Source organism: Sphingobacterium gobiense (assembly GCF_002980575.1).
Classification (GTDB): Bacteria; Bacteroidota; Bacteroidia; order Sphingobacteriales; family Sphingobacteriaceae; genus Sphingobacterium; species Sphingobacterium gobiense.
Genome location: NZ_PVBS01000001.1, coordinates 242784 through 264023, shown reverse-complemented (window position 1 = coordinate 264023; position 21240 = coordinate 242784). Strand labels below are relative to the sequence as shown.

At 41.0% G+C, this 21240-nt stretch carries 21 protein-coding genes; 11 read left to right on the top strand and 10 right to left on the bottom strand.

Annotated elements, in window-relative coordinates; all coding sequences use genetic code 11:
* Positions 1-11: 11 nt before the first annotated feature.
* Positions 12-2288 (bottom strand): ATP-dependent helicase, encoded by a 2277-nt coding sequence (locus C5749_RS01145; RefSeq protein WP_105722243.1) that lies wholly within the window; start codon positions 2286-2288, stop codon positions 12-14.
* A 944-nt stretch (positions 2289-3232) separates the two neighbouring features.
* Here C5749_RS01145 and C5749_RS01140 point away from each other — a divergent pair.
* From C5749_RS01140 to C5749_RS01125, 4 genes are all read left to right on the top strand, one after another.
* On the top strand, positions 3233-3511 hold the full coding sequence (locus C5749_RS01140; protein ID WP_181151236.1) for an Rdx family protein: 279 nt from the start codon (positions 3233-3235) through the stop codon (positions 3509-3511).
* Positions 3512-3583: 72 nt separating this feature from the next.
* Positions 3584-4810, top strand: coding sequence for a metallophosphoesterase family protein (locus C5749_RS01135; protein WP_105722239.1), 1227 nt, complete (start codon positions 3584-3586; stop codon positions 4808-4810).
* 2 nt (positions 4811-4812) lie between these two features.
* A complete protein-coding gene (locus C5749_RS01130) occupies positions 4813-7848 on the top strand; it encodes an AAA family ATPase (RefSeq protein ID WP_105722237.1) in 3036 nt (1011 codons plus the stop codon).
* 7 nt (positions 7849-7855) lie between these two features.
* The gene (locus C5749_RS01125) at positions 7856-8554 is read left to right on the top strand and encodes a 2-C-methyl-D-erythritol 4-phosphate cytidylyltransferase (protein WP_105722235.1); all 699 of its coding nucleotides are present in this window, start codon (positions 7856-7858) and stop codon (positions 8552-8554) included.
* On the opposite strand, the gene C5749_RS01120 is transcribed toward C5749_RS01125, so the two are convergent.
* From C5749_RS01120 to C5749_RS01080, 9 genes are all read right to left on the bottom strand, one after another.
* Positions 8551-8703, bottom strand: coding sequence for a lmo0937 family membrane protein (locus C5749_RS01120; protein WP_105716734.1), 153 nt, complete (start codon positions 8701-8703; stop codon positions 8551-8553). The two genes, C5749_RS01125 and C5749_RS01120, sit on opposite strands and share 4 nt — an antisense overlap.
* A gap of 83 nt (positions 8704-8786) precedes the next feature.
* The gene (locus C5749_RS01115) at positions 8787-9557 is read right to left on the bottom strand and encodes an MBL fold metallo-hydrolase (protein ID WP_105722234.1); all 771 of its coding nucleotides are present in this window, start codon (positions 9555-9557) and stop codon (positions 8787-8789) included.
* Complete coding sequence (locus tag C5749_RS01110; protein WP_105722233.1) at positions 9554-9826, bottom strand: hypothetical protein; 273 nt, start codon at positions 9824-9826, stop codon at positions 9554-9556. The genes C5749_RS01115 and C5749_RS01110 overlap by 4 nt, the downstream gene beginning before the upstream one ends.
* Before the next feature lie 59 nt (positions 9827-9885).
* Positions 9886-10881: a glycosyltransferase gene (locus tag C5749_RS01105; protein ID WP_105722231.1), complete on the bottom strand. Its 996-nt coding sequence runs from the start codon at positions 10879-10881 to the stop codon at positions 9886-9888.
* Positions 10882-10884: 3 nt separating this feature from the next.
* Positions 10885-11835 carry a glycosyltransferase family 2 protein gene (locus tag C5749_RS01100; protein ID WP_105722229.1) on the bottom strand — a complete coding sequence of 317 codons (951 nt, stop codon included), beginning with the start codon at positions 11833-11835 and terminating at the stop codon, positions 10885-10887.
* Between the two features lies 1 nt (position 11836).
* Positions 11837-12475: a DUF4199 domain-containing protein gene (locus C5749_RS01095; protein ID WP_105722227.1), complete on the bottom strand. Its 639-nt coding sequence runs from the start codon at positions 12473-12475 to the stop codon at positions 11837-11839.
* Between the two features lie 3 nt (positions 12476-12478).
* Complete coding sequence (locus tag C5749_RS01090; protein ID WP_105722225.1) at positions 12479-13147, bottom strand: hypothetical protein; 669 nt, start codon at positions 13145-13147, stop codon at positions 12479-12481.
* Between the two features lie 3 nt (positions 13148-13150).
* A complete protein-coding gene (locus C5749_RS01085; protein ID WP_105722223.1) occupies positions 13151-14419 on the bottom strand; it encodes a dihydroorotase in 1269 nt (422 codons plus the stop codon).
* A 196-nt stretch (positions 14420-14615) separates the two neighbouring features.
* Positions 14616-15188, bottom strand: a complete 573-nt coding sequence (locus C5749_RS01080; RefSeq protein WP_105722221.1) for a UbiX family flavin prenyltransferase — start codon at positions 15186-15188, stop codon at positions 14616-14618.
* Positions 15189-15369: 181 nt separating this feature from the next.
* Between C5749_RS01080 and C5749_RS19560 the strand changes: the two genes are divergently transcribed.
* The 7 genes from C5749_RS19560 to C5749_RS01050 all read left to right on the top strand — a co-directional run bounded on the left by C5749_RS19560 (position 15370) and on the right by C5749_RS01050 (position 21183).
* Entirely contained in the window at positions 15370-15546 is a 177-nt protein-coding gene (locus C5749_RS19560; RefSeq protein WP_181151235.1) for a hypothetical protein, read from the top strand.
* Positions 15547-15759: 213 nt separating this feature from the next.
* Positions 15760-16254: a DNA-deoxyinosine glycosylase gene (locus tag C5749_RS01075; protein WP_105722219.1), complete on the top strand. Its 495-nt coding sequence runs from the start codon at positions 15760-15762 to the stop codon at positions 16252-16254.
* A gap of 119 nt (positions 16255-16373) precedes the next feature.
* Positions 16374-17552 (top strand): AIR synthase related protein, encoded by a 1179-nt coding sequence (locus C5749_RS01070; RefSeq protein ID WP_105722217.1) that lies wholly within the window; start codon positions 16374-16376, stop codon positions 17550-17552.
* Between the two features lie 38 nt (positions 17553-17590).
* Positions 17591-18001 (top strand): ATP-dependent zinc protease family protein, encoded by a 411-nt coding sequence (locus C5749_RS01065; RefSeq protein WP_105722215.1) that lies wholly within the window; start codon positions 17591-17593, stop codon positions 17999-18001.
* A 56-nt stretch (positions 18002-18057) separates the two neighbouring features.
* Positions 18058-18993: a 30S ribosomal protein S6--L-glutamate ligase gene (gene rimK / locus C5749_RS01060; protein WP_105722213.1), complete on the top strand. Its 936-nt coding sequence runs from the start codon at positions 18058-18060 to the stop codon at positions 18991-18993.
* A gap of 94 nt (positions 18994-19087) precedes the next feature.
* Entirely contained in the window at positions 19088-20380 is a 1293-nt protein-coding gene (locus C5749_RS01055; RefSeq protein ID WP_105722211.1) for a 4Fe-4S dicluster domain-containing protein, read from the top strand.
* An 8-nt stretch (positions 20381-20388) separates the two neighbouring features.
* Positions 20389-21183 carry a (Fe-S)-binding protein gene (locus tag C5749_RS01050; protein ID WP_105722209.1) on the top strand — a complete coding sequence of 265 codons (795 nt, stop codon included), beginning with the start codon at positions 20389-20391 and terminating at the stop codon, positions 21181-21183.
* Positions 21184-21240: the final 57 nt, after the last annotated feature.

The window sequence follows — 21240 nt, the reverse complement described above, 5'->3', positions numbered from 1 at the left end:
ATTTTATCTTATTATTGTACTATTCTAAGTTTCGCAAATTTAAGCAACAATTGTTTCTGTCCCAACTCTTTAAAGAAAATAGTTGCTTTTATATCCGGTCGATTACCGTCCAAATTCACAACTTTTCCAAATCCGAACCGTTCGTGCTCTACTTCCATTCCAACTTGTAGTGCAGATGTATCTGATGGGGCAAAGCCTGGTGTGGGTACGTGTGCCTTCGGCAATATTGAGGTTGTTTTAACTATTTTTGGTTTTGGTTTCGAAAACGATTCCGTATCCTTCTGTCGCCAGGCCATGCGCTCCGACTGAAAACTACCCCCTGTATCCATAACGCTACTCCGTGGCTTAAAATCAAGCTCCAAACAAGCCGGATTCAATTCATCTAAAAAACGACTGGGTTCACAATTATTAAGTGTTCCCCATCGATAGCGTGACGTAGCATAGGACAAATGTAGTTTTTTCTCCGCACGGGTCACCGCCACGTAAAAAAGTCGTCTTTCTTCTTCCAATTCTGAACGGGAGTTGAGGGAAAGTTGTGAAGGAAACAAGTTTTCTTCTAAGCCCACGATATAGACCACAGGAAATTCTAATCCTTTCGACGCATGTATTGTCATCAAAGACACAGTATCTGCATTGGGGTCCTTGTCATTATCATCATTAGTTAACAATGCAATATCCTGCATGAATATATCCAGACCTTTTTCTTCAATATCCTCACGTTCGGAGAATTCCTTGATACCATTCAATAATTCTTGAATATTTTCATAACGGCTAAGCCCTTCTACTGATTTATCCTCGTAAAGATCTTTTAATATACCTGAATGCTGTGCGATATGCATCGCTGTATCAAATGCCGAGTTGGTTTTTGCTACTGCCTGGAAACTTTGAATCATCAGCCCAAAATTACCTACCGCATTCGCGCTTCGTCCATCAAGAAACATTTGGGCATTCACGACCACGTCCCACAATCGATATTGTTGCTGGTCTGCAGCGACCAAAATTTTCTCTAATGTGGTATCTCCTATCCCTCTACGTGGATAGTTGATGACCCGCTTTAATGCTTCTTCGTCGTTGGGATTGAACGTCAAACGAAAATAAGCAATCAAATCTTTGATTTCCTTACGTTGATAGAAAGACGTTCCTCCATATAATTTATAAGGGACGCTGATTTTTCGCAATGCTTCTTCCATAGCCCGTGATTGGGCATTTGTACGGTATAAAATAGCAAAATCTTTATATCGCAGATTTTTCAGTACACGCTCCTGCGTAATGGATTCCGCGACGATTTTTCCTTCTTCATTATCAGAAAACGCACGTGCAACTTTGATTTTTTCTCCATCCTCATTTTCAGAAAAAACATTCTTCTCCAATTGATTCTGGTTCTTTTCAATTACGCTGTTCGCCGCATTGACAATCATTTTCGTAGAACGATAGTTCTGTTCAAGTTTAAAAATTTGAACGTCCGGATAATCCTTTTGAAAATTTAGGATATTTTGAATATTCGCGCCGCGAAACGCATAAATACTCTGTGCATCATCTCCTACTACACAAATGTTTTCATTGACTGCAGCAAGCCTTTTCACGATAAGATATTGAGAAAAGTTGGTATCCTGATACTCATCCACCATGAGGTATCTAAATTGATGTTGGTATTTATGCAGCACTTCTGGATGCTTGTTCAGTAATACATTTGTTTTGAATAAAAGATCGTCAAAATCCATTGCTCCCGCCCGATAACAACGTTGTGCATAGGTCATATAAATCTGTCCCATCTGCGGACGGCCATTTGCAATATCCTCCGCCATAATGGCCTCGTTCTTATTGTATTCCTGCGGTGATATCAGGTTATTTTTAGCCGAAGAAATACGCCCGTATACATGGTTGGCATTGTATAGCTTATCATCGAGGTTCATCTCTTTTAGAATAGCACGGATCAAACTTTTTGTGTCGTCCGTATCGTATATTGTAAAATTTTTTGGATACCCGATTAACTCTGCCTCCACGCGAAGGATACGAGCAAATACGGAATGGAAAGTGCCCATCCAAATATTCTTTGCTTCTTGTCCTACAACGCTCATAATACGTTCTCGCATCTCCTTCGCCGCTTTATTAGTAAAGGTTAGCACCAAAACATTAAAGGGGTCCACACCCTTCCGAATCAAATGTGCTACACGGTAGGTAATGACGCGCGTCTTTCCCGAACCCGCACCGGCTACAATCATCACCGGCCCTTCCGTCTGCTCCACAGCTGCACGTTGCGAAGGGTTTAATCCTGCTAAATAATCCAAAACTTTCTCCTAATTTTTTATGACAAGCACTAACAAAAAGTAGCGGTAAAATTAAGAAAAATAATTGATATACAGCTTCCGAACCGGTATGTTGAAAAAATTAACTATATTTGTCATATCAGTGAAGAAAAGAGATTCTGTTTTTACAATGTGTAATCTGATTTATACCTGATAAGTTTTGGTTATGGCAGTTAAATTAAATATACGGACGGCAGAAAGTTACATTATTGAACGCAATATCTTTAGTATGGCAGCTTATGCCTTTTGTTTTATTGCTTGCGGAAATCATACCCTCACACACCATTTAACTATCAAGAAAAACGAGTTATGACCATGGTCTATAACGAGTTAGCTCTCAAGTTTCCGGTTTTTTGTTGTTTACACTTTAAAATGACCGCGGTCATTAAATAATCCAACGTTTGTTTTTCTAATATTAAGGTTTGTTTTTGTTAAATGACCGTGGTCATTTAACAAAAACAAACCTTGAGTTGCAAGAATTACCGTGGACAATTTTTAAAAGAAATTTTCAAGCCGACAATACTTGATTTTAAGTCCCCTTAATTTCTTAAAGATTAATTTTGTTTCGCACTAAAAGCTTGAAAGCGGCTATCTACTCCATGTTGTCAGGTTGCCAGACTATCAAAATCGAGAGGACTACAATCAGAATTCTGCTGACGTTCGCGGGCACGGCCTGTTCTGTAAATAACAGATAGGGGTACAGTATCGAACAAATGAGTAGCTTATTACTGCCAAAACACAAATAATACAGTAAGACAAAAAAATAAAGGTTTCTACCCGGGCGAGTAGAAACCTTTGTAAAACCAATTATAACTTACCGCCATGCTCTAGCGGCCTGAATTATGAACTACTAATTTAGAAACAACTTTGTATATATACAAGAAAAATATATATTTTTATTTTTGAACAAAATAATTGGTACAGTTATGAAACCCACGATCACTATTTTATATTGCCCCAAATGTGGATGGTTGCTCCGCTCTGCTTATATGGCGCAGGAATTATTAACCACGTTCGTAGATGACCTTTATGGTGTTACTTTGGTACCAAGCGAAATCAGTGGACGTTTTTCTGTAGCGATTGATGGCGAAGTTATTTTTGACAGGAAAAAAGAAGGGCGGTTTCCGGAGATCAAAGAACTAAAGCAGTTAGTCCGGAATATCATCAATCCAGACAAAGATTTGGGACATTCTGACAAGAAATAAGGAGATGGCATAATTTTCGTTAACTTTAATTTTAATTTCTAATAACACAGGACAGACTAAAAAAATGCGTTAATGAAGATATTACATACTAGCGACTGGCACTTAGGCAAACGGTTGGATTATTTCTCGAGATTGGAAGAACAGCGCGCGGTATTAGTGGAAATATGTGAAATAGCGGACGCAGAAGGTGTAGATGCCGTTATTGTAGCGGGCGATCTTTTCGACGCCTTCAACCCACCTGTCGAAGCCGTAGAACTACTTTATAAAACATTGCGGCGGCTTAGCCGTGAAGGGCAGCGTCCGGTCATCGCGATAGCTGGAAACCACGATAGTGCAGACCGCATCGATGCACCCGATGTACTCGCCCGTGAATGTGGAATCATTTTTATCGGTTACCCACAGGCCATTATTCAACCCTTTCATACCAAGAATGGTTTCTCTATTCATACGACAACAACAGGGTTTCTGGAGATATCCCTACCCCGATATAACTACCCGTTGCGTATTATCCACACGCCATTTGCCAATGAACTTCGATTAAAGCAATTCCTAGGACTGGACGATAAAGCACAGCAACTCAACGAGCTTTTAAGAAAACACTGGCTCACCATCGGAAATATGCATTGTGACAATCAAGGCATAAACTTGCTAACCACGCATTTGTATATGTTACAACGCGGCGGAGAAATATTGGAAGAACCTGAGGGAGAAAAACCCATTAAGGTCGGGCACGCGGATCTCGTCTATTCCGATGCTATCCCACCGCAAATCCAATACACCGCATTGGGACATCTCCATCGGTTTCAGAATATCGGAAATGAAAATCGTCCAGTAGTTTATCCAAGTAGTCCGCTTGCCTACTCTTTTTCGGAGGCAGGACAGGCAAAAGGCGTTGTCATTGTAGATGTTGTTCCCGAGCAGCCAGCGCAATACCGATTTGTTCCACTTTCTGCGGGAAAGAAACTACATCGTAAGCGATTTAAGGACATCGATGCTGCCATATTATGGTTAAACGAAAACCCCAATACGCTCGTCGAGCTAACACTGATGAGTGATACTTTCCTCAGTTCTGCCGACATGAAACGAATACACGAAGCACATGATGGTATTATTCATATCATCCCCATCGTACAACAAACAACATCTAATCCTGCGCATACTCAGCCCATCAATCTCGATCAGCATATTGATATGCTTTTTAAGGATTATTTTCAACATCGGTTAGGGCAACAGCCTAATCCGGAATTAATGGATTTGTTGAACGAGGTCATTCATTGTGAAACGGAAACGGAGGATTAAACATGCTACCACTTTATTTAAGTATAGAAGGATTATATTCTTATCAAGATAAACAAGAGATTGATTTTACCCATTTGACTGAAGCCGGCCTATTTGGCATTTTTGGAAAAGTAGGTTCGGGAAAATCCAGTATAATCGAGGCCATTAGCTTTGTTTTATATGGAGAGACGGAAAGATTAAACAAACAGGAGAAAAGGGCTTATAATATGCTCAACCTTCGCTCAGATGTCGCTAATATCGTGTTCGAGTTTCTGAATTCCGAAGGACGGAAGTTCCGATTCACCGCGCAATGGAAACGAAGAAAAAAGTTTGAGGACACTACATCTTTAGAACGCTACGCCTATGAATGGAAAGATGGCGCATGGATACCGTTGGACTCGAACGATGGTGCGCTTGTAACACAGCTCACCTATCCTAATTTCCGACGTACGATCATTATTCCTCAAGGACAATTTAAAGAATTTCTGGAATTACGAGGTAAGGACAGGTCCGAGATGATGAAAGATATCTTTAACTTAGATCGTTTTGACCTCGGCCCTAAAGTGGCGATCCTGCAACGGCAGAATAACAGTAAATTGGAACAATTAAATGGGGCACTTTCTGGTTTTGATGCCGTCAGTATGGAAATATTGGACAGCAAGCAGCAGGAACTTGAAACGGCGCAACGGCATCTCGCTTCGGTAAAAGCGGAAACCGCATTGCTGGAAAAAGAGGTCAGCCGGCTTATGGAAAGTAAAAAAAAGCGGGACGAATTAGTGCAGAAAAAAGAAGATGTACAAGAATATCTTCTAGAACAACCTCGAATAGTCCAGTTGGAAAAAGAATTGCGGACGTATGAGATCACCCAATCAGCTTTTAGGGAAATCCTAAATACTACACATAATTTAAACAAGGAAAAGGAACAGCTAACCCATAAAATCGAACAACTTACGGTGCGGAAGAGCGAAGTTTTAAATCGCTTGGAAAAAGAAGAGGCTGAATGGGAAAAGATAGCGCCAGATTATCAGCAATTAGATTTTTTTAAAGCGGAGAGCGAAGACCTAAAAGTGCTTATTGATATCCTTCAAAACAAGAAACAACAGGAAAAGCTGAGTAAGCGCTTGCAAGATGGGAAGCCCCATCTCTTACAAGCTCAAGACGACGAAAAAAAGCTTTTGGCATCTATAGAAAGCGAGGAGAAGCGACTAGATGAGCTCAAAAATGCACGGGTTGACACATCGGTATTACTGGCGCTAGAATCTTGGTATCAAACTGATGACAATATCAGCAGCGCTATCACCGAGCTGAAAGTACAGCGCCAACAGCTTCAGAACGAATTAATACAAACAGCGAAAATTTTCGAAGAACAGTCGACCTCAATCGACGATTGGGAATCCGTCCTACTCCAACAAGAAACAAAATTAAACGCCGAGCTTACTTCCTTGCAACAGGAGGAAACACATTTGAAAGTGCAAGCGAAACTATCGGAATTTGCCGGTAGCCTAGCCGAGGGACAACCCTGTCCGCTGTGTGGTGCATTAGATCATCCCAGCCCCATGGCAAACCACGATATGGCCGCCAAGATACAGGAAGTAATGGGCAAGCAAATAGAAGTAAAGCAGCACCAACAGCAGCTCAAAGGAAATTATCAAGCTTTAACAGCTGCATTTATACGGTGGCGGGATAAGAAAACACAGTTAACTCAATCCGAAACTAACATCCAAAACATGGAGGAGAAACTTAAAATCCATCGTAAACAATTTCGATGGGAAGCGTTTTCTTCTACGGACAAAACGGCCTTTCTCGTCTATAAAGATAAAAACTACCTCGCGGAAACCCATATCAAATCGGGCGAAGCAAATTTGAAAAATCTCCGTGTGCAGTGGCAAACCTGCCAATCGAAAATAGAAAAATACAAAAACTCCCTTGTAGAATTTGAACAAAGTCTTACGGTATTAGATCAGTTAAACCAACAAAATATAAGGCAAATAAAGAGGTTGAAACCAACTGAATTTGAACACTTTGATGAAACCAGACTCTTAAATAAAAAACAGGAAACTGAAAATAAGATTACGTTCCTGGAAGAAAGTCATAAACGGCTCTCTGAATCTATTCAATCTTTAAGAACGGAGTTCGCACATATCAATGGTGAGCGAGCCGCGTCAAAAGAACAGTTCCAACAGCTTTATCAACAACTCAACAGTAAGCAAGCAGAAATCTCTACATTACTGAAGGAACATGGTTACAGTGATATTATCCAGGTACAACATATCCTTCAAAAGAATATGGATGTAGATAGCAACCGTAAAACGATACAGGAGTTCAATTTAAACCTACAAGTCCTTTTACGCAACATTGCCGAGTTGGAAAAAAGTGTCGCGCTTGATGCTTACGATGAATCGATCTATCAAGAGAAGACCACGCTTTACGCTTTAAAGCGTGAAGAATTGGAATTACAGATTCGCGTAACAGGAGCTTTAGAAAAAGAACACGCCCGTTTACGTGTGGAATTTGAAAAAAAAGAAAAATTATTGGAAGAATACGAAAAGCTGGCACTCAGAAAAAGTAATTTGACCACTTTGGAAAACCTTTTCCGTGGATCTGGCTTCGTCAACTATGTATCCAGCATACATTTGCAACGTTTGTGCGAAATTGCCAATCAACGTTTTCATCGTTTGACAAAAAATAACCTAAGCCTCACTATTAATGAAAACAATGAATTTGAGGTAGTAGATTTCTTGCACAACGGTTGTAAACGTTCAGTAAAAACACTTTCAGGAGGACAAGCGTTTCAAGCTTCGCTCTGTCTTGCCCTCGCATTGGCAGAAAGCATCCAATCGATGAACAAAGCAGACAAGAATTTCTTCTTCATCGATGAGGGTTTTGGCACCCAGGATCCTGAAAGTATGAATACCGTATTTGAAACATTGCAATATCTGAATAGGGATAACCGTATCGTCGGTATTATCTCCCACGTCGAGGAACTAAAAGAACGTATTCCGCGGGCTATTACCGTAGTGAATGATATAGAAAAGGGAAGTCAGTTAACGTACCATTGATTTTAATATGCAAAACAGATACGCCATTATTGTTGCAGGAGGTTCAGGAAGCCGGATGAAAAGTAATTTACCAAAGCAGTTTCTGCTTCTTGACGGCAAACCGATAGCTATGCATACACTGGAAAGGTTTGCATATACCGAAAATGAACTTCGATTGATATTGGTCTTGCACGCGGATATGTTCTCATTTTGGGATGAGTTGTGCGAAAAATATGACTTCCAGATACCTCATACTGTCATTGCCGGTGGAGACACACGTTTCCAAAGTGTCCGGAATGGTATACATTATATTGCCGAACAACAACATCAGTTTCTCGGCAATACACTCATAGCCATCCATGATGCCGCCCGCCCTGTAATTACATCGGAAACGATAGATTACTGTTTTGAACAAGCCGTTCTTTATCCGGCTACGATATTGGCGGTACCGAGTACAAATTCTATTCGACAGGGAAATGTGGAAGAAAATAAGGCATTGGATAGAGAGAATATCTGGATAGTACAAACACCCCAAATATTTCAAGGACATATTTTACATCAGGCTTTTCAACAAGATGAGTTACCATCGTTTACGGATGATGCTTCCGTAGTAGAAAAATTGGGCTATAGCGTACATCTTATTCCAGGTGATCATCGAAATATCAAGATCACCTTTCCGGAAGACATTTCCATAGCCCAATTCTATTTAAAATCATTAACCGATTAGGCCGCCCCTCGTATAACACGTAGGAGAATAGCAACAACGGCGATTACCAAAAGGATGTGGATGATACCTCCTGAAACGTATCCACCAAAAAAGCTAATGGCCCAAATAATAACCAAAATAACTGCGATTAAATAAAGAATATTTCCCATGACTTATAGAAATTAAATTAACACTATCTTTAATAATAGAACAGGGAATTAACCGAAAAGTTTTGAATGTTGTGACGTTTACGTTATTGAACATCAATAACAAGCCTATCATAGGCTACCCGAATACCCTCTGGAAGTGTCCTTTCTATATCCTCATGTTTCCCAAATCGGTGGCTGATATGGGTTAAATAGGTAGTCTCCGCTTGTATTTGTTCCGCAAACGCTATCGCTTCATCTTTGGTAAAATGCGATATATGCGGCTCTTCTTGCAGCGCATTCACTACTAACGTATCGACACCTTTCAACAATGCTTTTGATTCATCAGAAATGGTTTTAGCATCCGTGATATACGCAAAATTCCCGATACGAAACCCCATTACGGGCATCTTATAATGCATCACTTCAATAGGTATGATACTTTGAGTACCCACGCGAAAGGTTTCTCCTGCCGTAATCGGTCGAAGCTCCAATCGAGGCACGCCCGGATAGTTTTGTTCGCCAAAAGCGTAGTAAAACTCCCGCTTGAGGGATTCATGGGTAATAGTCGTCCCGTATATAGGAATAGGCTGCTGTTGTTGATAATTAAACGCACGAAGATCGTCCATACCTGCAATATGATCCTTATGGGCGTGTGTAACCAATACCGCATCTAGGTGATGCACATCCTCCCGCAACATTTGGTAACGAAAGTCTGGTCCGGTGTCAATAACAACGTTCGTATCGATGTCTAACTGCATCATGATCGATGTACGCAAGCGTTTATCACGTGTGTCAGTAGACTGGCATACCGCGCATTGGCATGCGATAACGGGCACACCCTGTGAAGTTCCTGTTCCTAAAAAAGTTATTCTCAAAGTGTCGCCTCTTCTTTCTTAATCACTTTATAAAGTGTCGCTTTCTTCTCGTCTAATAGCGATATATCTACGTCCATATCACGTAATAACTGTATTAATGATTGAATTCTGATTTCTAAGTTAGAAAATCTATTAACAACAATAACTCGTGTATTTTGTAGTACACATGCCGCTGTGCGAAAAGAGCCCTTTTCATACCGAACCCGATAACCTAAAGCAGCAAAAAGATCTTCTAGTTTTCCTAAATTATGTTGAGTGAATGCTAGCACGATTGTAAATTTTCGAGGAAATTATAAAACTTTATCTTATTATTGAATAATAACACAACCTATTTTTTCCACACAATCTGGTTCATAAAGCTACTTAGAAAACCTAACCCATAGGCTATCAACTGTATATAGGCAGCTACAATCCCCAATCCTGCAACCCGTATGCGCTTCGTATTTAACCAAGCATGTAAAGCCAATAAAAGCGTGTAAATTAGAAGTATTATATTACCGATACCGCAGAGTATTGGTAATCCCGGAATTTGCCCTCCACTCCCCCAATTAAGTAGGTTTAATAACATCAAGCCAGCTAACCCGACGACAAAAAGAGCAGGCAGGGCATGTATCAGCTTCAGTTCATTGGGAAAAAGCTTATAGATATCAATACGTCCCTTTCCGAAGCCATAAGTTTGCTTAAAAAACTGTCCAAATGTAACCCGTCGTTTATGATATACAAACGCTTCAGGAATCAGTCCTACACGATATCCTCGTTGAATCATACGGATACTAAATTCAATGTCTTCTGAACGACGAGACAACTTGAATCCTTGTGTCTGTTCATAAACTTCTCTGGATATACCCATATTAAAACTCCGTGGATGAAATTGTCCTACATGCTGTTTATTTCCTCGGATTCCCCCTGTTGTAAACGGACTGGTCATCGAATAAGATATAGCTTTTTGAATATTCGTAAACGATGGATGCGCAGCATCAGGTCCGCCAAAAGCATCCCAACGGTCACGCTGTATGCCAACAGCAACGTGATACAAATAGTCTTCCGGCACAATAATATCTGAATCAAAAACAATAAAATAATCTCCTTTTGCTCTTGCAAAACCAAAATTACGTGCCAGCCCCTGCCCTTCATTTTTCTTCTGATAGTAATGGATGTCCAACCTATTATGGTAACCTTCCACAACATGTTTAGCAGGTTTCGATGAGCCATCTTCCACCACAATAACTTCAAAAGGAGCATATTGTTGTTGCGTTAATGATTTCAAAAGCTCGTCAATCTCTAACGGTCGGTTATACAACGGAATCACAATCGAAAAAAACATATGTTAAATTATTTTTTCGATATGATATTGATTGCGTTCTGAGGAATTACGGGAAACGAGTTCAGCAATAAAGCCGGTCAAGAACAATTGTGTTCCGATAAGAATAGCAACTAGGGAAAGATAAAACAACGGTTGGTCTGTTATATTCCGATATACTGTACCGTCCGCAATGCTTCTCAGTTTTTCAAATATTAAGTAACAAGTAATAAAAAAACCAACCACAAAGCTCAACACACCGATAGTCCCAAAAAAATGCATCGGGCGTTTACCAAACTTTCCAACAAAAAAAATCGAGAGTAAGTCTAGAAAACCTTTCACAAAGCGTCCGGGACCAAATTTTGTGACCCCATATTTCCGAGGATAATGTTTAACAATCTGTTCTTGTATATTCGTAAACCCCGCCCATTTCGCTAAGACCGGAATATAACGATGCATTTCTCCATATACCTCAATACTTTTTACTACATCTTTGCGATACGCCTTCAATCCACAATTAAAATCATGTAAATTATAGATTCCAGACATATTCCGAGTTACGGAATTAAAAAGTTTTGTAGGAATCGTTTTGGTCAACGGATCGTAGCGTTTCTGTTTCCAGCCCGACACCAGATCAGCATCGCTATTCATTATCCTGTTGTATAATTCCGGTATCTCGTCCGGACTATCCTGCAAATCAGCATCCATCGTTATGACCACATCTCCTTGGGCTGCGTTGAAACCCACATTCAATGCCGCAGATTTGCCGTAATTTCGACGAAACCTAATACCCGAAATTTGTTCGTGCGTTAATTTAAGCTCTTCGATCACCTTCCAGGAAGTGTCCTTGCTCCCGTCATCCACCAAAATAATTTCATAGGAAAAATCATGCGCGTTCATTACTCGGCGTATCCATTCAGTTAATTCGGGCAAAGATTCTTCCTCGTTATATAAGGGAATGACAACCGATATATCCATATTAGTTTTCCTCCGGCTTATATTGCCCTCTATTGTCCGTTTGGTTAGCGTCGTCCTGTACTGGCAAAAAACCAGGTCTTTCACGTTTTAGAATAGCAGCGAGAATCAAAGCAAAAACGAAATACATAATTAACGCTATACCTAAACCTTTAAGGTTCTGCCCTATGGAAAACTCCCGTAACTCATCTCGTTGTTTTTCTAAATCAGCCACCTGTTTATCGATAAGATCGTCATCAGCCCCGATGCTTTCCATTGTTTCGATAGTCAAATTGATCGTTTTATCGAAAACGATTTGTTGCGGCTCGGGATTAATCAAATTGAACAACGCACCTCCTACTGTGGAAATGATTACTGCAATCGCTAACATGACAAAAATGCCTTTCAGTGCTTGGCTAAAATTCCAGAAACCTCCGGCTACTCTTCGCAACAATACAGCGAAGTATGCCGACAAAGCTATCATAAGCAAAAAGGAAATCCCTCCTGTCACCATTGAGCTTATCTTGAAATCAGCGCTATTTACCAGCACATACATAGAAACGATGCTTATCACCAACGAGATGATGCCTAAATAAATCCCATATTTAATGCCATCCTTTTTTACCTCTTCCGCAGGAAAAGTTGAATTAAAATCTTGGTTCATAATTTATTTATTAAAGTTTACAATAATCTGGTAAATAGCCCCGTCCAACGGCTTATTGTCGGAAGCGTCTAGATATTCCGTCATCTGCTCCTCTTCGGGAAATGGTTCATTAAAGAAAGACATTAACGGATAAAACAGTTCTTTTAATTCATCTTGTGGAGATAGTGACGAGGCTACGCTATTTATTTCAGCGAAAGTACTATCTATCAGAATCTGATTAGCAATTACTTTTTCATAAATAGCATATTCGTCCTGAAACTCATCTTCTTCGACCAAGAGAAACTCTTTAAGATAGTCATCCAAAGAAGGATCAATATCTTCATCCTCACACTCTTGCAGATAGAGAAACATGTTCAATAATTCGGTGCCCCTATCGATAGTTTCCTCTTCAATAGCTTCCCATTCTGGCGAATCCAAATAATCTTCTTCCAATTTCTTCACATCCTCCGCAAAGAAATTGACCATCAATAAATCGAAATAAATCTCCCGAAGCTCTTCAAAACGTTGATGGTCATCAAAAGCCTCATCCAGCGCTTGTACCTTTTCTATATAAGGCGCTTCTTTATCAAAAGCTTGTTGCAATGCCATCTCAAAAGCTCCTGCATCAATTCCTTCGGTCTGTGCGTACGTGCTAATTCCAGCATGAAACGCTTTTTTTACTTTTGCATCCATATCTTATTTAATTTCAACCAATTGACCATGGTTAACTACTACTTTCACTTTACCTCTTAATTCTTGACCAAACACAGGGCTATTTTCCGATTTTGATTTATTTGTGTTGGTATTCAGCATCCATTTTTCGTTCATATCAAACAGTACCAGATTGGCTTCGCTCCCTACTTCAAATGTAGGGATTTCTTTTCCAACGACCTGTCTAGGCTGTACAACCAAATATCGAACAATATCGTCAGCGTTAAATCCCGCTTCAATTAAAAAAGGTAATGTTGTCTGTAAACCCAAAATGCCTTCTTTTGCAATATGAAACTCTACATTCTTATACTCCACTTCGTGTGGTGTATGTTGTGAAACGACTGCATCTATCGTCCCTTCTTTCAACCCTTTTAAAAGCGCTTTTATATCCTTCTTGGTCCGTAAAGGCGGATTCACCTTAAAATTACTATCAAAACCAATCACTTCTTCATCGGTGTACACCAAGTTATGGGCGGCGACATCGCAGGTCACGTTCAATCCTTTCGCTTTTGCCTTTTTTATCAAATCTACTGATTCTGCCGTAGAAATACTCGTAAAATGAATACGGGCATCGTTATACTCGGCTAGAAACAAGTCGCGAGATACCATGAGCGATTCTGCTAGGTTCGGCTTCCCTTTCATGCCCAGATAGGTGCTCATTTGTCCTTCGTTCATCTGGTGCCCGCCGGCAACAGACTCGTCTTCCGGAAAAGAGATAACTAACCCCTCAAATCCTTTCGCATACAATAAAGCCCGTCCCATTAAACTTGCCTGTTGAACAGCATGGTCTCCATCACTGAAAGCAATCGCTCCCGCTAGCTGCATATCATATAATTCTGCGAGTTCCTTTCCTTCACGTCTTTTGCTTATAGTACCAACGGGGTATACATCAACTATATTTCCTTTAGCAGAATTAACGACCAACGCTACTTCTGAACGACTGTGGATAGGCGGGTTCGTGTTGGGATAAACAGCGACTCCAGTATATCCTCCTGCTGCAGCAGCCGCGGTACCGGTTATGATGTCTTCTTTGGTTTCCAGACCCGGTTCGCCAAAATTAGCATGCAAATCAAAAAAACCGGCCGAAACAATCCTGCCTTTTCCATCTATAACATGTATTTGTTTATTCGTCGGCTTTATGCGCGGTGCTATAAGACTAATATTTCCTGCTTCAATAAGTATATCAACGATATTACCGTTCTGCGGATGACCGGGCACTATAAGCTGAGCGGAAGAAATCAATATATTATCCATGAATAATATTTAAACAAAGTAATGAGAAAAGTGTTAAAATGGTAGGTAAATAAAACGTATAAAAGAACAAACCAATGCTGCTTTGCCTGAGATAAACCAATGAAAATGGAATACGATTATCCAATTTTATACGTTGTTTCATTGAAAAACAAATGTACAAAATATATCGAAACACCGATATTGAAAATATGGCTTTTTATTGTGGAGTGCCCCAAGTGTAACTAGCGATATGAATATCACAGAGAGAGAGTACCCTGTCTATCACCGTAGCAGCTAGTTCTTCGAATGTCCTGGGAAGGCTATAAAATGAGGGACTTGCCGGACATATGATCCCTCCAGCCTGCGTTACCACATGCATGTTTTGTGTGTGGATAGCACTCAGCGGTGTCTCACGCGTAACCAACACTAACTTTCTACGTTCTTTTAGTACCACATCCGCAGCCCGGGTGGTTAAATCGGAAGATATTCCTTGCGCAATACGTCCCAATGTGCCCATAGAACAAGGACAAACGATCATGGTCTCGAAGCGTGCAGAACCGGATGCAAACGGCGCCATAAAGTCGTTTTTGTTATAAAATGTAAAGGGGTAGTGTTGATAATCATCTGACCCTAGTTCATACTTCCATACATCTTTTGCATTGTCAGACATCACCACGCCCACTTCTGCCACTTGATCACTAAGCATTCTTAATTTATCCAACAACACCTTTGCGTATATTGAACCACTAGCACCGGTAATAGCAACAATTATCTTCTTTTTCTCTTTCATAACGTTCTAGACAAAGCTAATAAAAAAGGAAGGTTTTCATTAATCAAATTTTTTCATCTTCTTTTTCCCCGCGAAAAAGAAGCAAAAAGCTCGTCGCTGAAAACCTTTGGCATTTGGGATAGTGCTAAAAAGGGTATTCTTACAGTTGCCAAAGCTTTGGAGGCGACATTAAGGGTTAAGGATGGGTTGGTACAATCGTGCCAGCGGTTTGGATTCCGGTCGATTATTGCTAGCGTGCGGAGCGGCATCAAGGTCTCCTTCCCAGTGGCGGGCAGACAGGGACAATGCTTGGGGTTTGAGCGAGGGGCAAGGCATGACAATCATGATCGAAACCCATCCCAAAGAGTTTCGATCGTGATTGTAGCCTTGACAAGCATTTTCCCTGTGTGGGATGGGCTTGTGCGACAGGCCACCTGAAGGAGACGAAGAGTTTTTGCCTCCTTTTTGCTCTCAAAAAGGAGGGCCATGCCCTGGCAAAGGGCAGCCGGGGTGGTGCGCTGAAAAAAGAAATATATTGTGAAATGAAAAACCTTCGATTTTTATATCAAAGATTTTCTTTAAATTTAGAGGTATGTTCAAGAAATCATTTGCACCCATTATTCCCGAAAAAAGCAAGCTTCTGATATTAGGTTCCCTACCTGGAGATAGATCGTTGCAGGAGAATCAATATTATGCGCATCCTCAGAATCGCTTTTGGAAAACATTGGCCTTACTCTTATCTGCTCCTATTCCTATGGACTATGCTAATCGAGTAGCCCTGTTACATCAGTATCATATCGCTTTATGGGACGTCTGCGAAGCAGCTATTCGAAAAGGAAGTATGGACACTGACATCTTGCAGGAAAGGCCCAACAAAATAGACCAATTGCTTCAAGACAATCCACATATCAGAACGGTTTGCTTTAACGGACAAAAAGCACAAAAACTATTTGACAGTTATTTTAATCGCATTACGAACATCCAATATATCACACTTCCAAGCACAAGTCCCGCAAATGCAAGTTTTAATCAAGAACGACTACTGGGTGCTTGGGACATCGTCCGTAAAATAGTAAGTGCCCCTTGAGTTTAGTATATTTCATATTTCGAAACAATCACCCTTAGCCTTAGAGAAGTGGGAAATGTGTGGACTTTTTATCTTTCCGTTATAGGAATATCATTGGGTTTGTTATTTTTGCACATACGATGTCAGACTTAAAATACAACCAGAGGGGTGTGTCCGCAGGTAAAGAGGATGTACACAACGCGATCAAGAACATTGACAAGGGGCTATTCCCCAAAGCTTTCTGTAAAGTCATACCCGATATACTGGGTGGTGACGAGGCGTGGTGCAACATCATGCACGCCGATGGTGCTGGCACTAAATCTTCGCTAGCGTATGTATATTGGAAAGAAACCGGAGACAGTTCTGTTTGGCGCGGAATTGCCCAAGATGCCATTATAATGAACGTGGATGATCTTCTTTGTGTGGGTGCAGTTGACAATATTTTACTGTCATCTACCATCGGACGCAATAAAAACCTCATCTCAGGTGACGTAATAGCCGAAATTATTAACGGTACAGAGGATATTCTCGCCGAATTAAGACAACTAGGTATTGGCATATACTCTACAGGAGGGGAAACTGCCGACGTAGGCGATTTGGTACGAACCATTATTGTGGACAGCACCGTAACGTGCCGTATGAAACGGGAGGATGTCATTTCTAATCACCGTATCCAGGCAGGAAACGTTGTTGTAGGATTAGCATCATATGGACAAGCAAGCTATGAAAAAGAATATAACGGTGGCATGGGCTCCAATGGTTTGACATCGGCCCGCCATGACGTTTTTCATAAATACGTAGCTGAAAAGTATCCGGAAAGCTACGATCCTGCTGTTCCTTATGAATTAATATTTTCTGGCAGTTGTAAATTAACCGATCCAATAAAAGTAAATGAAAACGAAGAAGTAACTGCCGGCAAGCTTGTCCTCTCGCCTACCCGCACGTATGCTCCCGTCATCAAGACGATTCTCGACAAATATCGTCAACAAATTGACGGAATGGTTCACTGTTCTGGTGGTGCACAAACCAAAGTATTGCATTTTATTGAAGGTGTACATGTCATTAAGGATAATTTATTTCCCACACCTCCTTTATTTGATTTGATTCAAAAACAATCGGGGACGCCGTGGGAAGAGATGTACAAGGTATTTAATATGGGGCATCGTATGGAGCTGTATGTTCCGCAGGAGATTGCCGAAGATATCATCAACATATCCGAATCGTTCGGCATTGAAGCACAAATTATCGGTCGTGTAGAGGAGGCCACCTCAAAAAAGGTAACTATTCGCTCGCCACATGGATCCTTTATTTACGAATAAGGATAGTGCTGATAAAAAACGGGAAATCGTGATAAGTAATGCAAGAGAAACGTATCATAGGCCGCATAGAAACAGTAGATCTCCCCGAACTGGGGCTCTACAACATTTGTGCAAAAGTGGATACGGGTGCAGACACTTCTGTATTACATTGCAACCGGTTTGAAATTTTTGAAAAAAATGGGCATCGCTATATCCGATGTACTATCCAAGGACACCCAGACTTTACCTTTCTCATCCATCGGGAACGTGTGGTGAAAAGCTCTTTCGGACAATCCGAAACACGACATATTTTCATAACAAAGATAAAATTATTCAACAAGCTATTTGATATCAAATTATCCGTTCGGGACCGTTCTGCGATGTCTTACCCTATGTTACTTGGAAGAAACTTCGTTAGTGGCAAATTCTTGGTTGATGTGTCACAAGACCACCTGGCAAAGAATATATAGTGGTACTCCAAAACTTATCTTAGACTCATCTGTTTTACCTTTAAAAAATACTTTCAGTGAATATTGCTGTATTATCAACAAACAAAAACCTCTATTCGACTAAACGTCTGGTCGAAGCCGTTCAATTCCGAGGGCACCATTGCGTAGTTATAGATCACAGCAAATGCTACGTGGGTATCCAACAAGGAAAACCTACTATTCATTACAAAGGGCAAGATTTATCCCATATCGACGCCATTATCCCACGGATCGGTTCGTCGTTGACATTCTACGGTTCTGCGATTGTGCGTCAGTTTGAGGTAATGAACGTTGTGTCTGCAAATCCGAGTCAGGCAATCACCCGTTCTCGCGATAAACTACGTTGCATGCAAATTTTGTCGGGTGCAGGTCTCGGCCTTCCAATTACTGGTTTTGCACGTTCTGTTTCCGATGTGGACGACCTGATCAATATGGTCGGTGGTGCTCCGTTAGTCATTAAACTATTGGAAGGCACCCAGGGTATAGGCGTGGTATTAGCAGAAACAAAAAAAGCTGCCTCTTCGGTTATCGAAGCATTTTATGGGCTGGGCAACAATATTCTGATACAGGAGTATATTAAAGAAGCGAAAGGAACAGATATCCGGGCATTCGTTGTGGATGGAAAGGTAGTAGGTGCCATGAAACGCACAGCTAAGGAAGGTGAATTCCGTTCGAATCTCCACCGCGGCGGAAGTGCCGAAATCGTTAAACTAACACGCACGGAAAAGCAGACAGCTGTGTCCGCAGCAAAAGCCATGGGACTTACAGTAGCTGGTGTAGATATGCTCCCCTCCGCGCGTGGGCCGCTCATCCTCGAAGTCAATTCATCGCCAGGATTAGAAGGTATTGAAACGGCTACGGGAAAAGATATCGCCAGCGAGATTGTGAAGTACCTGGAGGGTCAATATGCTATTACACAGGCTGCTAAAGTCATCAACACCAAGCGTAAAGTAAAAAAAGAGAGCAAACTATAAAACCCGCTATTTTTAATCTTTCCAAATATGTATTATGCTAACATAGTATAAACCGTATCGTTATATTTGTATAGAAACCAACTAAAAAATAGTTATGATGGGTCAAATCATCTTCTTTTGTTTGTTCACAGTCGCTGTAGTGATTTTCGCTAGAAACACTCGCCGCATCTATAAAAATATTAAGCTCGGCAAAGCTGTAGATCGGAGCGACAGACCGATCGAACGCTTGAAACTGATGCTTCTGGTTGCTTTCGGACAAAAAAAGATGTTCAAGAAGCCCCTTCCCGCCCTATTGCATCTATGTGTATATTTAGGTTTCTGCATTATCAATATTGAGATGCTTGAAATCGTTATCGATGGATTATTCGGTACACATCGGGTGTTTTCTCCTTTAGGAGCGGCTTATAGCGGACTTATATATAGCTTCGAGTGGCTAGCTTTCGCTGTGCTGCTTAGCTGTGTTATTTTTCTTATTAGACGGAACGCGCTGCGTATCTACCGTTTTGGTGGCAGAGAGCTTAAAAACTGGCCAAGGACAGATGCTAATCTTATCTTAATTGCGGAAATACTACTTATGACGGCATTTCTTTTCATGAATGCTGCCGACTTTAGACTTCAACAACTTAGTCATCCGGACTATCACCATGCAGGCGCGTTTCCAGTAAGTCAATTTTTACTTCCGCTATTGCCTGAATCTGCTTCTACGTTGGTAGCACTAGAGCGGTTCTCTTGGTGGTTTCATATTATCGGCGTATTAGCTTTCTTAAACTACCTCCCTATATCAAAGCATTTGCATATTATTCTAGCATTCCCGAATACTTATTTTTCAAAGTTGGAACCAAAAGGTAAATTTAACAATATGCCCACTGTAACCAACGAAGTGAAGGCGATGCTAAATCCGTCAATCCCGCCACCTACAGGCGAAGTTAGCCGGTTTGGTGTTAAGGATGTACAAGATCTAACTTGGAAGAACCTATTAGATGCATATACCTGCACCGAATGTGGCCGTTGTACCGCAGCTTGTCCTGCCAATATCACAGGTAAGCTATTGTCACCTCGTAAAATCATGATGGACACGCGTGACCGGTTAGCGGAAGTAGGGCAAAATATAGTGAAAAACGGAGATTTTCAAGACGATAACAAGTCATTGATCGATACCTATATCATGAGAGAGGAGATATGGGCATGCACAACGTGCAACGCCTGTGTGGAAGCATGTCCCGTTAATATCGATCCTTTGGAAATTATTATTGGATTACGCCAGTACGCTGTGATGGAAGAATCAAGGGCTCCTGCAAATATTAACGCGATGTTTGGCAACTTGGAAAATAACGGGGCACCTTGGAAATACGCGCAAGCCGATCGCGCTAACTGGATAAATCAATAAAAAAGCTCATGGAAACAACTTTTCATATTCCTACTGTAGCAGAAATGGCAGCAAAAGGCGAACGTCCAGATATTTTGTTTTGGGTCGGATGTGCCGGCAGTTTCGATGAACGTGCTCAACGTATCACAAAATCCATCTGTAAAATTTTACAGCACGTAGGTGTTAAATACGCCATTTTGGGTATAGAAGAAAATTGTACGGGCGATCCGGCAAAAAGAGCCGGAAACGAGTTTCTCTTTCAAATGCAGGCAATGATGAATATAGAGGTATTAAATGGATACGAAATAACGAAAATCGTCACAGCCTGCCCACATTGCTTCAATACAATTAAAAATGAATATCCTGATTTAGGTGGGAATTTCGAAGTTATTCATCACACCCAACTCATCCAGTCGATGATAGCCGAAGGAAAACTCAAACCCGCCGATGGAAACGAATTTAAAGGAAAACGCATCACCTACCACGATCCTTGTTATTTAGGTCGTGCCAATGAAGTCTATGAAGCGCCCCGACAAGTATTGGAAGTGCTTGACGCAGATTTGGTCGAACTAAAACGCTGTAGGAGCAACGGATTGTGTTGTGGCGCAGGTGGAGCACAAATGTTCAAAGAACCTGAACGGGGCAAAAAAGACATCAACGTCGAACGTGTGGAAGATGTCATTGAATCGGGGGCGACCATCGTTGCTGCCGCTTGTCCGTTCTGTATGACAATGCTACGGGATGGAGTCAAAACCAAAGAAAAGGAAGAACAAATCGAGATTCTTGACATCGCCGAAATCACGGTCAAGGCGAATAACTTGTGATGCCATTAAGTTAGCATGTCCCTTCGCACATACGTTATTGCTCAGTTGTCGTGACTC

Coding starts and splice junctions, on each gene's coding strand:
- C5749_RS01090 (WP_105722225.1), bottom strand. CDS start 13,147: ATGGATGCAAAAGTAAAAAAAGCGTTTCATGCTGGAATTAGCACGTAC.
- C5749_RS01085 (WP_105722223.1), bottom strand. CDS start 14,419: ATGGATAATATATTGATTTCTTCCGCTCAGCTTATAGTGCCCGGTCAT.
- C5749_RS01135 (WP_105722239.1), top strand. CDS start 3,584: ATGAAGATATTACATACTAGCGACTGGCACTTAGGCAAACGGTTGGAT.
- C5749_RS01095 (WP_105722227.1), bottom strand. CDS start 12,475: ATGAACCAAGATTTTAATTCAACTTTTCCTGCGGAAGAGGTAAAAAAG.
- C5749_RS01065 (WP_105722215.1), top strand. CDS start 17,591: ATGCAAGAGAAACGTATCATAGGCCGCATAGAAACAGTAGATCTCCCC.
- C5749_RS01055 (WP_105722211.1), top strand. CDS start 19,088: ATGATGGGTCAAATCATCTTCTTTTGTTTGTTCACAGTCGCTGTAGTG.
- C5749_RS01070 (WP_105722217.1), top strand. CDS start 16,374: ATGTCAGACTTAAAATACAACCAGAGGGGTGTGTCCGCAGGTAAAGAG.
- C5749_RS01080 (WP_105722221.1), bottom strand. CDS start 15,188: ATGAAAGAGAAAAAGAAGATAATTGTTGCTATTACCGGTGCTAGTGGT.
- C5749_RS01130 (WP_105722237.1), top strand. CDS start 4,813: ATGCTACCACTTTATTTAAGTATAGAAGGATTATATTCTTATCAAGAT.
- C5749_RS19560 (WP_181151235.1), top strand. CDS start 15,370: ATGGGTTGGTACAATCGTGCCAGCGGTTTGGATTCCGGTCGATTATTG.
- C5749_RS01140 (WP_181151236.1), top strand. CDS start 3,233: ATGAAACCCACGATCACTATTTTATATTGCCCCAAATGTGGATGGTTG.
- C5749_RS01050 (WP_105722209.1), top strand. CDS start 20,389: ATGGAAACAACTTTTCATATTCCTACTGTAGCAGAAATGGCAGCAAAA.
- C5749_RS01105 (WP_105722231.1), bottom strand. CDS start 10,881: ATGTTTTTTTCGATTGTGATTCCGTTGTATAACCGACCGTTAGAGATT.
- C5749_RS01120 (WP_105716734.1), bottom strand. CDS start 8,703: ATGGGAAATATTCTTTATTTAATCGCAGTTATTTTGGTTATTATTTGG.
- C5749_RS01100 (WP_105722229.1), bottom strand. CDS start 11,835: ATGGATATATCGGTTGTCATTCCCTTATATAACGAGGAAGAATCTTTG.
- C5749_RS01125 (WP_105722235.1), top strand. CDS start 7,856: ATGCAAAACAGATACGCCATTATTGTTGCAGGAGGTTCAGGAAGCCGG.
- C5749_RS01075 (WP_105722219.1), top strand. CDS start 15,760: ATGTTCAAGAAATCATTTGCACCCATTATTCCCGAAAAAAGCAAGCTT.